The organism is Rhodopirellula europaea 6C (assembly GCF_000338295.1).
Lineage (GTDB): Bacteria > Planctomycetota > Planctomycetia > Pirellulales > Pirellulaceae > Rhodopirellula > Rhodopirellula europaea.
This window is the reverse complement of the sequence record NZ_ANMO01000232.1, coordinates 25,761-41,947: the sequence shown is the minus strand read 5'-3', so window position 1 is coordinate 41,947 and position 16,187 is coordinate 25,761. Positions and strand designations below refer to the sequence as shown.

General features: G+C 55.0%; 10 protein-coding genes. 6 read left to right on the top strand and 4 right to left on the bottom strand.

Going from position 1 to position 16,187, the window contains the following annotated elements:
• Nucleotides 1-171 precede the first annotated feature (171 nt).
• Both queA and RE6C_RS24570 read left to right on the top strand, forming a co-directional pair.
• Nucleotides 172-1,281, top strand: a complete 1,110-nt coding sequence (gene queA / locus RE6C_RS24575) for a tRNA preQ1(34) S-adenosylmethionine ribosyltransferase-isomerase QueA (protein WP_039963320.1) — start codon at nt 172-174, stop codon at nt 1,279-1,281.
• A gap of 106 nt (nt 1,282-1,387) precedes the next feature.
• Entirely contained in the window at nt 1,388-2,905 is a 1,518-nt protein-coding gene (locus RE6C_RS24570; protein WP_052035038.1) for a sulfatase family protein, read from the top strand.
• A gap of 23 nt (nt 2,906-2,928) precedes the next feature.
• Here RE6C_RS24570 and RE6C_RS24565 read toward each other — a convergent pair whose 3' ends face one another.
• Genes RE6C_RS24565 through RE6C_RS24555 form a run of 3 tightly spaced genes read right to left on the bottom strand, consistent with a single transcriptional unit; the run spans nt 2,929 to nt 8,322 of the window.
• Nucleotides 2,929-4,911, bottom strand: coding sequence for an alpha-amylase family glycosyl hydrolase (locus RE6C_RS24565; protein ID WP_008660975.1), 1,983 nt, complete (start codon nt 4,909-4,911; stop codon nt 2,929-2,931).
• A 25-nt stretch (nt 4,912-4,936) separates the two neighbouring features.
• Nucleotides 4,937-7,252 (bottom strand): HAD family hydrolase, encoded by a 2,316-nt coding sequence (locus tag RE6C_RS24560; protein WP_008660974.1) that lies wholly within the window; start codon nt 7,250-7,252, stop codon nt 4,937-4,939.
• Nucleotides 7,253-7,293: 41 nt separating this feature from the next.
• Nucleotides 7,294-8,322 (bottom strand): carbohydrate kinase family protein, encoded by a 1,029-nt coding sequence (locus RE6C_RS24555; protein WP_039963347.1) that lies wholly within the window; start codon nt 8,320-8,322, stop codon nt 7,294-7,296.
• Between the two features lie 78 nt (nt 8,323-8,400).
• Here RE6C_RS24555 and RE6C_RS24550 point away from each other — a divergent pair, with 78 nt between their 5' ends.
• Together RE6C_RS24550 and RE6C_RS24545 are read left to right on the top strand one after the other, a co-directional pair.
• A complete protein-coding gene (locus RE6C_RS24550) occupies nt 8,401-11,217 on the top strand; it encodes an HAD-IIB family hydrolase (protein ID WP_008660971.1) in 2,817 nt (938 codons plus the stop codon).
• Between the two features lie 188 nt (nt 11,218-11,405).
• The gene (locus tag RE6C_RS24545) at nt 11,406-13,205 is read left to right on the top strand and encodes a peptidylprolyl isomerase (protein WP_008660969.1); all 1,800 of its coding nucleotides are present in this window, start codon (nt 11,406-11,408) and stop codon (nt 13,203-13,205) included.
• Nucleotides 13,206-13,364: 159 nt separating this feature from the next.
• On the opposite strand, the gene RE6C_RS24540 is transcribed toward RE6C_RS24545, so the two are convergent.
• Complete coding sequence (locus tag RE6C_RS24540) at nt 13,365-14,375, bottom strand: BPL-N domain-containing protein (RefSeq protein WP_236618492.1); 1,011 nt, start codon at nt 14,373-14,375, stop codon at nt 13,365-13,367.
• 98 nt (nt 14,376-14,473) lie between these two features.
• On the opposite strand from RE6C_RS24540, the gene RE6C_RS24535 reads away from it, so the two are divergent.
• Nucleotides 14,474-15,745 carry a hypothetical protein gene (locus tag RE6C_RS24535; RefSeq protein WP_008660967.1) on the top strand — a complete coding sequence of 424 codons (1,272 nt, stop codon included), beginning with the start codon at nt 14,474-14,476 and terminating at the stop codon, nt 15,743-15,745.
• Nucleotides 15,693-16,187, top strand: a complete 495-nt coding sequence (locus tag RE6C_RS24530) for a DUF1801 domain-containing protein (RefSeq protein ID WP_236618491.1) — start codon at nt 15,693-15,695, stop codon at nt 16,185-16,187. The genes RE6C_RS24535 and RE6C_RS24530 overlap by 53 nt, the downstream gene beginning before the upstream one ends.

The following is a 16,187-nucleotide window of genomic DNA, read 5'->3' as shown; positions in this document are numbered from 1 at the left end:
GCCGCATTGCCTGGCCCCCGATCCCGGGTGAATCCTCCATCTCACCTGGGTTGAAACCGCGAAGCGATGCTGTGATCCCGGAAGCTGTGCTCGCGACAATCGCCGATCGTCCCTATGCTGGTCGATCGATTGTTTCCGACCCATTTCCTCCGTCCGTACGCGTCTTTCCGCATGCCATCCCTGGATCTCTACGACTACGAACTGCCTCGCGAATTGATCGCACAGGAGCCTCTGCAGAACCGCGTTGACGCGAGGCTGATGGTGATCGACCGAGCATCCGGCGAGATCGAACATCACCACGTTCGCGATCTGCCTCAGTTGCTTCGGGCCGAAGACGTGATGGTCAAAAACAACTCACGAGTCGTTCCGGCACGGTTGTTTGGCAGACGAACAAAAACTGGTGGACGCTGGCAGGGTTTGTTTTTGCGGTCTGATCGGGCGACGGGCGTTTGGGAATTGCTGACCAAGACTCGCGGTACCCTTCAAACCGGTGAAACGATCACACTGGACGACCGCGACGCTCGCGCGGGCGGCGAATTAATGGTCATCGGGCGAGACGACCAAGGACACTTGCTCGTCCAGCCCGTGCCCAATGAATTTTTCGACGGACCACCACAAGCCATTGAGCCCGGCAAATGGTTGGACAAGTATGGCCGCGTTCCAATCCCACCGTACATTCGCGACGGACACATGGTCGACGCGGATGTGACGAACTACCAAACGGTTTTCGCCAGCATTAACCCAGAAGACGCCGGCAGTGTTGCCGCCCCCACCGCAGGTTTGCACTTCACCAAACAACTGCTCGATGAAATCGCGAAGGGTCAAACAGCATCCGCCGAAGTCACTTTGCACGTCGGCATTGGCACGTTCCGGCCAATCGAAGTCGACGACATCGACCAACACCAAATGCACGAAGAATGGGGCCGCATCGAAGAAGACGCGGTAGAAACAATCAATGATCGTCGCAGCGGTGGCGGTCGATGCGTCGCAGTCGGAACGACCAGTGTTCGCGTGCTAGAAAGCTGTGTTACCAATCGAAACGAAACCAATGGCCGAGGCGTTGCAGCAACCTGGACCGGCGCAACGGACATCTTCATCAAGCCGCCATATCGCTTTGGCGTGGTCGATGCATTGATGACGAACTTTCATTTGCCCAAGAGCTCGCTGCTCGTACTGGTCAGTGCCTTCGCCGGCCACGATTTGATTCGTCGTGCCTACAAAGAAGCAATCGCAAACGAATACCGCTTCTTCAGCTACGGCGACGCGATGCTGATCGTGTGATCACAGGAGGCTGACATGCTTGTCAGGGGAACGCGGGCATACGCTCGAGGAAACGGTTACATTCGTAACCTCTCCTTCGTTTGTCTCACCCTGGAGTCCCTCCTCAATGCCCTCCCTCTCGATCTGCCGAATAAAAGCCGTCCACTTCTCACTGCTTGTTGCCACCGTGAGCGCGATGCTGCTCGGCGTCTGGAGTGGAAACGTTTCCGCAGCAGATCGTCCCAATGTCATCCTGTTGATGGGAGACGATCATGGTTGGGACGAAACCGGATACAACGGCCACCCACACTTAAAGACACCGATCCTGGACCAAATGGCAGCGACCGGACTGCGACTGGATCGCTTTTACGCCGCACATCCGACATGCTCGCCGACGAGGGGCAGCGTCATCACGGGACGGCATCCAAACCGATATGGAACGTTCACGCCAAACTATTCGATTCGCCCCGAAGAGATCGGTATTGCCAGCTTGTTGAAACAAGCGAACTACCACACTGCCCACTTCGGCAAATGGCACCTTGGCCCGGTCAAAGCATCTTCACCAACCAACCCTGGAGCGTTCGGCTTCGACGAGTGGTTGTCACATGACAACTTTTTCGAACTCAACCCGTGGCTGTCACACAAGGGAGGCCCACCAGAGCAGTTCCAAGGCGAGAGCTCAGAATTGTTGGTCGATCAAGCGATCAAATACCTTCAAACGGTCCCAAGTGACGAACCGTTCTTTCTCGTGATCTGGTATGGATCGCCGCATGAACCCTACAGCGGCTTGCCAGAAGACCTGGCGTTGTACGACGACCTTCCCAGCCAATATGCCAACCAGACGACACGTTTGACCTCCAACGAAACCGGGCTACCAGTGCGGCGACCGCTCGGCGAGGTGCTCCGCGAACGTTATGCGGAAATCACTGCGATGGACCGTTCGATTGGAACGCTACGTCAGTGGCTGACCGCGAATGAACTTCGCGACAACACCTTGCTGTGGTACTGCGGCGACAACGGCACATCCGGTGATGGGATCGTCACCTCACCACTGCGTGGTCAAAAGTCGGACCTGTATGACGGCGGAATCCGGGTCCCGGGATTGATTGAATGGCCCGCGAAAATCAGCCAGCCGACCACTTCGCAGGTTCCCTCCGTCACAACGGACATCCTGCCAACGCTTTGTGAACTCGCGGACGTCGCAGTGCCGCAAAGGCCACTCGACGGCGTGAGTCTGGTTCCACTACTGAATGGCAATATGAAGCAACGCAATCAACCGATTTGTTTCTGGAGCTTCGACCACCGCCGCGACTCCCAGCAAGATCCTTACCTGGCCGAGGAAGCCCAACAGGGCACCACGCCGCTGGTGAAATTAATGCGGGGCACTGCGACGCGAAATTTTGTCAATTTCCATCACCCGAAAATTGAGCCCGGAGACTTCGGTGGCAAACGCGTGATCATGGACGATCGCTACAAGCTGGTTGTTTCCGCGGATGGTTCCAAACAACTCTACGAGATGCAGACCGATCCGAACGAGACCGAGAATGTGCTCGCCGACCAATCTGAGATTGCGAAAAGCCTGACCGATCAATTGCAGACCTGGCAACAATCGGTGCTAGAAAGCCTCACCGGCCAGGACTACTGAGCCGGTTAGCCCGAGCGTTTTAATCAGACGCGGTGCAGCCACATGAATTCGTACGGGCCGAGTGTCAGTGGATGCGATGTCGTGATGGTCTGACCGGAGTACAAGTCTTCGAAGAACCGCCCCATCCCAGCCGTTCTCAATCGATTGCTATCGATTTGCTGAGCATGCTCGCAGAAGTTCGCGACGACGATCACTCGGTTGCCTTCGTGTTGGCGGACATAGCCGAGCAAGTTGGGTGACTCGAGCACCAACAACTCCATGTCCAAACCACCAAATGCCGGCGTCATCTTACGAATTGCGATCAGCTTGCGAATGGACCGATAGATGCGTCCACGGATGGAACCGTCGTCACCGAGTTCTTCCAGAAATTCCCACTGCATCTTGGGACGGTGCACCCAACGAGTGTCACCGGCCTTTGCGGGGTCTTTGACGAAGTCGTAGTCATTCAGCGCGCCCCATTCTTCACCCAGATAAACCAGCGGAATCCCTCCGACGCTGAGCATCATTGCATTGAGCAAGAGAATTCGGCGAATGGCGAGTTCCTTCCAATCATCCCGGTCGGACTCGATCGCCTGCTCCAGTCCCGCGAGCGAAGCCAACGTTCCGCTGATTCGCATGTCACCGTTGTCAGGGTTGTGCTGAAACGGCACACCACGAGCGAACGACCCTTCAAACTGGCCGGTATAAAACGCGTTCAAAAATTGGCGATGCCCAAACGCATCAATGCCAACCGCTGCCGCGTCCGCATCATCGAACGTCCATCCAATGTCGTCGTGACAACGCAGGTAGTTCACCCACGTGGTCCGCTCAGGCAACTTATGGCGTCGAGCGAGCGAACGTCGAAGTAGCTTAGTATCTCGCGTCGCCAGCGACTCCCACATCAATGCCATCAACGTCGGATTGTACGAGGTCTGGCATTCTTTATGGCTGATATACCGAACGACATCGTCCGGGTGAACAATCGCCTCACTTTTGAACACCAACCCTGGTGCTGCGATTCGAACACAGGAATTGAAAGCACGAATCAGCGTGTGTGCCTCGGGAAGATTCTCACAGTTCGTTCCCATTTGCTTCCAAATGAACGCCACCGCGTCGAGTCTCAACAAGTCGACTCCCGTGTTGGCGATGAACAGCATTTCGGACAGCATCGCTCGGAAGACTTCAGGGTTTCGATAATTCAAATCCCACTGAAAGCTATTGAACGTCGTCCAAACCCACTGCTGCATTCCATCGTGCCACGTGAAGTTCCCACGTCGAACGGTCGGGAATATTTCACGCAGCGTCCGCTCGTATTGGTCCGGCACGGTGCGATCCGGAAAGATGAAGTAGTACTTTTGGTACTCCTCGTTTCCTGATTGGGCCTGTTGCGCCCAGTAGTGATCGTCCGCGGTGTGATTGAAGACGAAATCCAGCACCAACAAGATGCCGGCTTCGCGAAGATCGTCGGCCAGCAAACGCAAGTCGTCGATGGTACCCACGCGAGGATCGACGCTGCGATAGTTGCTGATTGCGTATCCACCGTCATTGTTGCCGGGGCGGACGGCGAACAGCGGCATCAGGTGCAGATAGCTCAACCCGAGATCTTGAAAGTACGGAATCTGCTTCCGCAACTCGCCGAGGTTCTCGCTGAACAAGTCGACATAGAGAGCACCGCCGACCAGTTTTTCAGACTGGTACCACTCGGGGTTGTTGATGCGATGCTCGTCGTCTTCCTTCAACTGATCCGGGCGCATCCGCCACCCACGAATGATCGTCAACAAGATCTGTTCGAGGTGGTAAAAGAAATCCCATTGGTCGCCGTACAAGTGCAGCAGGTAACCGAACAGATCGTCCCAGTGCTGGACGATCCGCAATTGGATTTCATCGGCCTCCTGCTGGGAAACATTCTCCACTTCCCAAAACGATTCCAACTTCGGCAGCAAACGACTCAGCGCACTCTGTGCCCGCGAATCCTTCACGCCGTTGCGAACCGCGTGCATCAGCGTGTTGGTGAGCATTGCGTTCATGGTTTCTGCTGGTGCGGATTCTTGTTCAGGATGCAGCGGCGGCTTCGGAAGATTGACTTTGGTTGCGGTCGTCATTCGTTTCGCCTGCGGGTTGGTCGTCTTGTTGTTCGTTCGATTCCTCACCCGCCTTTTCGCTTGTTCGATGCTTCCCGGGCTCGTGTTCGATCTTATCGTTCGGAATCCGGATATGATTCAGGAAATCGTAGTATTCGATTCCCTCCATGATCCCTCGAGCGTGGTTGCCCTCGGCAAAGTAAATCCGTGGCAGACGCCGCAGCTTTTCAAGCTCGGGGCTGTAGTTGCCCACCACGACGCCCAACGTGCCACCCTTCAGCATGCCTTCGTCGTTGCCGCAGTCGCCCGCGACCAACAATCGCTCGGGTTCAAACCCCCAACGATAAGCCAGGTGCCGCAGCGACAATTCACTGCCGCCACGCAGCGGGATGATGTCTAAAAATGATCCCAACGACAACACGACTTTGACGCGGAGACCCGCAGCGCGGAGCATTTTGCGAATTTGAGCAACCGAAGGTGAATCTTCAGGGTCGATTCGGTAGCTGATTTTGAATTCCGTTTGATCCTTCTCGGTCTGCAAGAACAAACCAGGAACAGAATCGAGCACTTCGTGCACTAGCTTTGGCTGCCAGTGATGTTTGATCTGTTTCCGCCACGATAGGTCAGGGGTGAGTCCTTCGCCGTAGTACAGTTCGGTTCCAACCGCCGCCGACAAAACATCGGGTCGTGGCAAATTGAGTTTCGTGATCAGCGACATCGCTTCATCGAGCGAACGCCCGGTATCGATACCAAAGCCGACATCACGTCCAGCCGTATTCAACAGGTCAACGAAATCAGCGAGTGCTTCATCGTCGCCCGTCAATGTGTTGTCGAGATCCGTCATGATGATGCGATCGAACTCCGGCAATCGCCGCGTCGTTCGTCCCATCGATTGCGCCAAAGCAGGAGTCGCGGACTGCTCAATGATCTCAGTGACATCACGCAGATAGCGATCGACGTGGTTGGCCCAACTGTAATGCGTCCGAGACCCTTCGATCCCGTTTTCAGACCAAGTTTGCCATTGTTCGGGCTCAGTCAGACAGCGCATCAACGCGTGGTCAATGTCCTCCGCCGATAGCGGATCGATCAGCAAACCATTCTGACAATTCGCGATGATGTCGCGTGGTCCGCCATCATTGGTCGCAACGATCGGCACGCCGCTGGCCGCGGCTTCCAAAAGTGTCAAACCAAATGGTTCAGTCAGCGCTGGATTAACGAAGACCCCCTTTCGCCGCGCGGTCAGACGATACAGCTCGGGCACGTCACTGGGGCGGTGTGCTTTTGGATACGCGACGTGACCATATAAATCGTACACGTCGATCAGGTGCAAGATGTTCGTTAAAACGCGGCGTTGCCCGGCTGGCATTTCGCGAAGATCGTCTCGCGAACCAAGAACGAGAACCAAGTTCGCCATTTCGCGGAACTTTGGATTTTCGCCAAAGACGCGAACGAGCATCTCAATGTTTTTTCGTTCATCCGGCCGAGCCATCGCTACGACCATTGGCTTCTCCGAATCTTTCAGAAACGGCGTCAGCAGATCGTGAATTCGCGGAAGAGGCTCCGATTCGTCGACTGGATAAAACTGATCCAAATCGACACCCGGAGGAATCACTTCCATGCGATCGGGCTGATAGTGATCGTAAACGGCGTATTGTTCTTCGACTTCTTGCCCAGTGCTGGTGATCACCATCGATGCGGTTTCGAGTGCAAACTCTTCCGCTTCTTCGCGGACCGTGAACTTGAACTTCTTGTCCAACTCGCGAGGCGGCTTCGGGGCCTTGGAATCTTGCGATGCCGCGATCAGCCGCTGACGTTTGACGCGTCCGAGCGAGTGGCCGGTGAAGACATAGGGCACGTGAAGCAACCGAGCCAATTGAGCGCCCGCGTAGCCGGCGTCGGCGTAGTGACCGTGGATCAGATCTGGCAAACCGACTCTTCGGTAGTGCCCCAGCATTTGATCGATGAAGGTCTCCAGGTAAGGCCACAAGCCTTCTTTGCGGAGATATCGTTTTGGCCCAAATGGCACGCGAACGATTTTCGCTTTTGGATTGATGACTTCTTCTACTTGGGCGTAGTCCGGCCCGACTCGTTCGTCAAAGATTTGCCGCGTGACCAATTCGACGGATTCAACTTCTTCGCGTCGCGAAAGTTCTTCCGCTAGTTCGAGAACGTATTTGACCTGTCCTCCCGTATCCGCGTCTCGTCCAAGTTCGCAATCTCGAGCACGAATCAATCCGTGCAAGCTAAGCAAAGTGACGCGAAGTGTCCCGCTGGCGGGCATGCTCATGGTAATCCTGTCGATAGAAGGTCCGAGTCCGCACAACGCGTTCAGTCATCTGGAACGCAATGCGGATCTTCGGTGAAATCAATCCGATAAAACTCTTTTTGGTCGCTGGTGGCTCCCGGCAGGCCGCACACCTGAGACGCGAAACGAGTCGCGGTCTTCAGGGTTTCTGCCACCGACAGCTTTCTCAAATGCCCGGCGATCATCACCGACGCAAACGCGTCCCCGGCTCCGACGGGATCGATCAATGGATCTGGTTCCGGAGCGGCCACGGTGATCGGTTCTAGACCACCGCCGACGTTAGCTTGACTGGATTCGCTCAAATGACACTCAGCACCATCCGCGCCGAGCGTCACAAGCAGGCATTTGAGGCTGCTGTAGCTACGAAGCAATTCACGTGCCGCCGCTCGACGATCGTCCGGACTGGACAATTCGCGACTAGCCAAATCGCTCATTTCGTCTTCGTTCAGCTTCACCAGTCCAGCACCTGGCATCAAATCGTCCAACCAAGCCACATCGTAATGCGGTTTGCGGACGTTGATATCGAAGAACACATCGAGGTCAGTCTCTTCGTCACCCAGAAATCGATCGCGAAGAGCGTGAATGGTCTCGCGATTGCGTTGGCTTCGGTACGCTAGCGTTCCGTGATAAAGCAACGAGGGGAACCCTGCGGCGGTGGCTTCGCGAATTCGATCTTGGATGGATTCCAGGACAGAATCACTCGGCACCGGAATCTGATCGTACGCGACACCACGAACGATTTCGTATTTTGGTTCGCCGTCGACCAGAGTCACCGCAACCGTCCCCGTCGCGACGCCCGGCAACACCGCGACCGCGTCAGTGGACAGTCCCCATTCGCGCATTCGTCGAAGAATTTCGTTGCCGAGATCGTCATCGCCGACAGCACTGACGAACAATGGCTGCAACCCGAAACCTGCCAAATTCCAGGCGACGTTGAGCGGGGCACCGCCGAGGACTTGACGGTCGGGGAAACAATCCCACAACACTTCTCCCACAATGATCGCGACGCCTGCCTGAGGAACTTGACTGCGGGCAATCGACGAATCGGTCATCGTGCGTTGTAATCCTTGAGCAGCAAACTGATTGAAAATCCAAACATCATCCTCACGCGACAACGCTGATCTTACACGATGAATTCCACGATCGCATCCAACCCAACGTCCTCGCGCATTGTTTCCATCACGTCCTTGCCACCAAAAGTCTTGGCAACGGATTTGGACGGAACGTTCTTGCCGCTCGACGGGGATGATGCCGCCGTAGCGTCAATGCAACAAATTCGTGAGCAACTCGAAGCAATCGATGTGCCACTGGTCTTCGTCACCGGTCGCCACTTCGATTCGGTCCGCGATGCGATTGGCGAATTTGATTTACCAAAGCCGCAGTGGATCCTGTGCGATGTCGGTGTCAGCATCTACAAAGCCGACGGTGAAGGTGGCTACATTCGCGAATCCGCCTATGAGCAAATCCTCGACGATGTGCTCGGCGATATCGATATTGAGAAACATCGTCTCGCTATTGGTGAACTTGAAGACTTCACTTTGCAAGAGTCGTTCAAACAAAGCCGACACAAGTGGAGTTACTATGTTCCCGCCGAACAATTGGAAGATTGTCACAGAGCGGTCGAGTCCTATCTCAAACTTCACGACCTTCCCTGCAGCATCGTCAGCAGCATCGACCCATTCAACAACGATGGTTTGGTCGACGTCCTTCCGCACGGAGCATCGAAAGCGTTCGCACTGCATTGGTGGTGCGACCAACATGAACTGCAGCCAGAGCAAATTGTGTTCTGCGGCGACTCCGGCAACGACACCGCTGCATTGATCGCGGGATATCGATCGGTGGTCGTTGGCAACGCGGATCGCAAGATTGCTCGCAACGTTGCCGAAGCGCATCACACTGCGGGTTGGATCGATCGGTTGAAACTCGCTCGCGGCACCAGCACATCCGGCGTCCTCGAAGGCGCTCGCTGGTTTGGCTTGTTTGAAACACCGGCTGAAAACGAAACGGCAATCGGCAAAGGAACCAGCCTGCCCGAATCGATTCCGTGGGGAGCACGACTGATCGGTGCGAATCGTGCCGAGTTCACCTTGTGGGCTCCTAAGCAAAAACAGGTGGTCCTGGAACTGATGCCGGACCGACTGGTTCGCATGCAGCGTGAAGACAGAGGCTTTCATCGCTGCGTTGTCGACGGCGTGGTCGACGGCTCCCGCTACCAGTATCGATTTGTTCGCGATGAGCATGTCGCCGCATTCGCTGATCCGAATATCGAACTGAATGTTGACATGCTATTGCACGCTTTGCCGGATCCGGCATCTCGGTATCAACCCGAAGGCGTCCATGGTCCGTCCTCCATCGTTGACACTCAATTTCCTTTTCAAGCGACAGCTGAATCAGCCGTCGACGAGCTGGACGAACTGATCATTTACGAGATGCATTTGGGGACCTTTACCGAACAAGGAACCTATCTGTCAGCGATCGAACGATTGGATGAATTGGTCGATCTGGGAATCACGGCAATCGAGTTGATGCCGATCGCCGCGTGTGCCGGTCGCTGGAATTGGGGGTATGACGGGACGCACTGGTTTGCCCCCATGACCGCATTCGGAAGCCCCGATGAGTTCCGACAATTCGTCGATGCAGCACACGCTCGCGGACTGCTGGTGATGGTCGACGTCGTCTACAACCACTTTGGCCCGGAGGGCAACTATTGGTCCGAGTTTGGTCCGTACACATCCCGCAAACACAACACGGTCTGGGGAGCGGCACCGAACTTTGATGATCCCAAACGCGGTGATCTGGTTCGCCGATTTGTGATCGACAACGCGATCATGTGGCTCAATGAATACAACCTGGATGGACTTCGCGTTGACGCGATCCACTGCATGAAGGATGACTCGGCCAAACACATCACAACTCAGATGAGCGAAGAGATTCGGCGATGGTCAGACCAAGCCGGTCGTCGCGTTTGGCTGATTGCGGAAACCAACGTCTACGATGCCGCGATGGTCAAACCATTGAACGAAGGCGGCACCGGATTCGACGCTCAGTGGAGCGATGACTTTGTCCACAGCATGTTCGCCACCGTCCGACCCGGTGAACAATTGACCCAACGAATCTACTCGCCCGGAAGTGATCTGGAACAAACACTTCGTCGAGGCTTCGTCTTCGCAGGTGACGTTCGTGGCGACCGAGGCCGTGAGAGTGAGCCGACGCTTGATACCGATGGAATGCTGCAACGCATCGACACACGATCGTCCATCGTGTGCATCCAAAACCATGATTTCATCGGCAACCATCCGACGGGGATGCGTCTGCATCAATTGACTTCACAGGAAACGCAGGCCGCCGCCGTGACATTGGCGATGTTGCTGCCATCGATTCCGATGCTGTTCATGGGCGAAGAATTTGCATCGCCCAATCCGTTTCGTTTCTTCGTCGACTTTGGCGATCCTCGATTGCAACGTGCCGTCGTCCGAGGTCGCAAACGCGAATACCCACAACACGACTGGAGCGATGGTGTGCTACCGACGGATGAAGAGGCAATGCGGTCTTCGGTGATCGGCAGCGTTGAATCGGGCAGCGAGACGATGCGGAATTGGTACAAGACATTGATCTCGATCCGAAAGCAGTTCGTCGGTTCCGGATTGCTGTCTCCTGAGAATTTCAGCGTCGACGTCAATTGCGAAGCCAACCTGTATTCACTCAGCTATCAAACTCAAGATGAGGCATTGCAGGTAATGGTTCGTTTGTCACCGCTCAAAGAGGACGACTCGGTCGACGAACCTACCGCGATCGATCCATTGCCCTCCGGCCCCGAAGGTGTTTTGCCCGAATCGTGGCGATTGCTTGCCGATTCAATGGAAGCATTTGGCGAACGCCTGACAGGCGGACTGCTGCCGAATCACGCTCGCATCTGTTACTTCCAGCAAGACAACGCAACCGCCTGAGGAACGGCCAAGAACGCGACGCCAGGTCTCGCTGAACCACGCGGACCACCTATTCTGCCAAACCGACGTCTTCAATTTGATGCTGGTTTATCAAATCCGTCATTTGATTGAACTTGAGCCAAAAATGCGATTTTCCTAAAGTCGCGGCTTCAGGACCGAAAATCACCCGGATAAAGGAATGTCCGAAGATGACGAATCAATCACGCATGGCGTTGCGACAATCGCCCCTGCAGAACCTCACTCGCCGGCACCTCTTGCTCGCCGCAGCCTTCGTGGCGATCCTGAGTGGTTTCTCGACCATGCGAGTCGAAGCGGCCGAAAACTCGGTCGTCGCCGTGGTCAACGCCGATCCAATTTCGCGAGATTCGTTGGCCACCGCCAGCGTTCAGCGTTACGGAACGGACGTGCTGGACAACTTGATCAACCGACACTTGATCATGCAGGAATGCAAACGTCGCGGCTTGGGTGTCACGACCGAAGAAGTTCGCACCGAGATCAACCGAGTTGCAAAGAAGTTCGGCCTGAACGTTGAGAGCTATCTGCAACTCCTGAACGAAGAACGCGACATCACGCCTGACCAATACAGTCGTGAAATCATTTGGCCCATGCTCGCATTGCGAAAATTGGTCGCCGACGAAGTTGTCGTTTCACAAGACGAATTCAATCGTGCGTTCGTGTCGCAATACGGCGAGGCCATCAAGTGCCGCATGGTGATGGTGCAAGACAAATCACAAGCAACCCAACTGCGTGCTCAAGCAGTTGCTGAACCGAGCAGCTTTGCTCGCCTCGCAAAAGAGTTCAGCGAAGACCCCACCAGCGCCAGCGTCGGCGGATTGATTCCACCCATTCGCCGATACATGGGTGACGAAACAATCGAAGAAGCCGCGTTCGGTTTGAAGGTGGATGAAGTCTCCGAGTTGCTGCCAGTCGGCGACCACTGGATGTTCTTGCAAGCCGTTCGCCGGATGCCAGCCAGCCAGCCGTCGCCACAAGCCATGCCAGCGATCAAAGAACAAATCAACGATCGAATCCGCGACGAAAAAATGAAGACTGCCGCTAGCCAGCTCTTCGCACAACTTCAAGAACAAGCTCAAGTCGTGAAGATTTTGGGGGATCCACAAGCATCCGCCAAACACCCCGGCGTTGCCGCAATCATCAACGGTCAACAGGTTTCGATCTCCAGCGTTGCAGCCGAATGCATCAAGCGTCACGGCGAGAGCGTTTTGGAAGGCGAGATCAATCGCAAGCTGCTCACGCAAGCTCTTGCCAAAGCTGGAAAGAAAGTCACCAACGAAGATTTGAAAGCTGAAATCGAACGAGCTGCCATCAGCTTTGGCTACATGACCGACAACGGATCCGCTGACGTTCAAGGTTGGTTCGATGCCGTTCTCGAAGGTGGCCCAGGAACTCGCGAAGTCTACATCGAAGACGTTGTGTGGCCGAGCGTTGCACTGAAGAAGTTGGTGGAAGACGAAACAACCCTCACGCAAGAAGACTTGCAAATTGGTTTCGAGTCCCACTACGGACCTCGTGCGGAAGTCTTGGCTTGCGTCCTGTCCGACCAACGCAGTGCCCAAAAGGTTTGGGAGATGGCTCGCGACAACCCAACCGATCAATTCTTCGGCCAGTTGGCAAACCAGTACAGCATCGAACCGGTTTCCTCCAGCAACTTCGGCAAGGTCCCGCCGATTAAACAACACGGTGGTCAGCCTTCCGTAGAGAAGGAAGTCTTCCAAATGAAACCGGGTGACCTCAGCGGGATCATCGCAACAGGTGACAAATACATCATCCTGCGTTGCCAAGGATTCACCGAGCCCATCGTTTCCGACTTCGAAGCCGTGCAAGAGGAACTCAGTAGCGTTTTGATCGAAAAGAAGATGAACGTTGCAATGAGCTTGAAGTACGACGAACTCAAACAAACCGCTGAGATCGACAACTTCTTCGTCGCCTCCAAAGAGATCCCACGGGTCGCCAGCGGAACTCGCTGATCGACACGTTCGCTTGACGAACTCTCAATTGAAAATCGAAAGCCACGCCTGGATGCCCATCATCCGAGCGTGGCTTTTTTTGGCTCAAAGGGTTTCGCAACGACTGCAATCAATGCCAGCACATCCAACTCGTCACCAATGGCGTCGGTCCAGGTTGGACTATCTCGTCGCCGTGGTATTTGTTGCGTGCCGTTCATCCGCCAACCACTCAACGACGATCGGGATCCAGTGTTCCAAGCCATCGGTCAGTTCCGGGTGCGGGCCAAAGCAGAACACACGACCGTCGCCGTAGGCACAACGAACTGCCGCGGAGGTTCCTTTCATCACGCCTTCGGGTGCTCCCTTCTTAGCAATCTCGGATGCGTAGATGGCCAAACTTTCATAGTCCGGCACTTCTGGATCATCCCATTCCCGACGACCCAACAAAGGTCCTTGGGCATAGTGAATCTCTGCAGCGGGCTCGTCCAAGGCAAAGAACGCGACGCCTGGTTTTGAGAGTTCGAGATCTACCGCACCGTTTCCGCGTGCCCAATGCTTGCGATCGACCACCTTCGCATCGATCAACCCCAGCGACCACGAGTAATCATTGGTCGCCAAATAAGCACCCGCACAAACGCCCAGGAAACCACCACCTTCGCGAACGAAATCACGAACCGTCGAACGCCCCTCTTCACCGAGTGCACGTCCTTGCTTGCCGCCGCTTCCGCCGGGATGAACCAACACGTCAAACTCCGCCAGCTTTCCTTCGGCGATGTCATCCACCGTGATGCGATCAATTTCATATCGATCACCGGAGTCCTCTTTCAACGCCTTGATCAACTTCTCCGAACTCGGTCCAACGCCACTTCCTTCAAAAACGGCCACGCGAACGCACTGCTCGCCAAACGCGGAACCGGACACGAGCAACAGGCACAACATGCCTCCGAAGTATCGCATCGCTCGCCCAATGGACTGCCTACGATCGACCAGCTGTACATGTTTCATCGCGTTTGGTTCCCGTCTTGGATAGTTCGTCGCGGCATCGACTTCATTGAGCCGATCAGTCAGTTCGACCGGCAGTTTACCTCGACAGCGTCGGTTTGAATTGGCCGCCTGCGAGTTTGTCCCGGTTTCAGGGAAGGACATGTGGCGATCGCCAACACGGCGCATGCAATCGCAGTAGACACTCATCACATTTAATCCTACCCAAATAGAATGCTAGATTGTTCTCACCCACAAGTGTCATTCGGTATCTAAAAAGCATCCATCATTCCACCTCGAGCGTTTTCATGAAGCCAGCAACGATCACTCTGGTTGCCTTGGTAGCCAGCTGCCTGTTCACCACTCATGGCTGGAGCCAGTCCGCACCGACGAAACAGCAACTTGAGAAATGGCACAAACAGTTCCCCGCAGCGGACACCAACCGCGATGGAACGTTGTCGCCCGAGGAAGCAACCGCTTACCGAAAGAAGTTGCTCGGAAGACGCGGTAAACAATCAAATACCAATCGTGCGACACAAGGTGCACCGAGACAATTCAAAGTAGATGCAGGATGGGACCAACCTCGATTCCCCGACGAAGCGGTGTGCTACAAAACACCGGCGGAGATCAAAGCGATCTACGAAGACGTCAAACCAGCCAATCAAAACACAGTGGTTTCATTCCCTGAACCAACCGGTCGTGAGCGACGGATCGTCGCCACCGGTCACAGCTTCATGGCGCCGGGATTCAACACGCTTCCCAAAATTTGCAAAGCAGCGGGGATTCAACCGATGCTTTACACACACACCGGTGGAGGCATCACCGGAAGTGCGCGGTACAAGTGGGAACAAGAGAATGGGATTTTTCAGTTTGAGGGATCTCCGGTTCCAAAGTTGCTCGCATCGATCTCCAACGGTGATTGGGATGCGATGATGTTCGGACCCTACTTCAATGACAAACCAGAATACTATTCATGCTGGATCGACTTCTGTTTGAAATTCAATCCTGACATGAAGTTCTATCTCTCGGATGCTTGGCCTCAGCTTTATCAGCTGGGTGAAAACCCAACGTCGGAATCATTCTTCACCGAAGAAGTCTTTGAACGACTGGGGACGGAACGCCGAACGATGTCAAACGAAGTCGTCGACGTCCTTCGAAGGAAATACCCGGACAAAGTCTTCGTGCTTCCGACCTCCGACGCGATGGTGCTTGCCGCCCAAGCCTACCTACGCGGCGACCTGCCGGGAATCGAAGGCGTCCACCGAGTGATCGGCGGAAAGCAACGGTCACTTTGGAAGGATCAACTCGGGCACCTCGGTCCCGGTTTCGAACGATTGGAAGGTTACGTGTTCTATGCCACGCTCTACGGCGAGTCTCCCGAACAGATCAAGAACCCAATCGCTTTCGGTGGAGATGCGTCGTTCCCAAGTCCTGAGCTGGATCAGATGTTTCGCAAGATCGCTTGGCAAGCCGTCACGGAGCATCCGTACTCGGGCGTGAAGGATGAAGACGGCGACGGAACATCCGATGCCCACCATCAACTCGGCAATCGCACGGAAGGACAAACCGATGCAAAGTGACGCGAAAACCGTCAAGCAATACCTCGCCGAACTACCCGCGGATCGCCGTGTCATGCTCGAGGCGGTTCGAGAGATGATCCTCAACAACATCAATGACGGATTTGAGGAAGGAATGCAGTACGGCATGATCGGCTACTACGTGCCGCACAGTATTTTTCCAGACGGGTATCACTGCAAGCCATCCGAACCGCTTCCATTTCTGTCACTCGCATCGCAGAAAAATTACTGTTCGCTCTATGCCATGTCTCTTTACGGTGACGCCGAGTCTCTGGCGGCTTTTCAAACGGCTTGGAAAGCCACCGGCAAAAAGCTGAACATGGGAAAGTCTTGCATACGATTCAAAAAGCTGAACGATTTGGCGCTGGACCTGATCGCCGATCACCTCCGAGACATCACGGTCGACGCGTACGTCGAATCATACAAGCAGGCGATCAAGAAATAG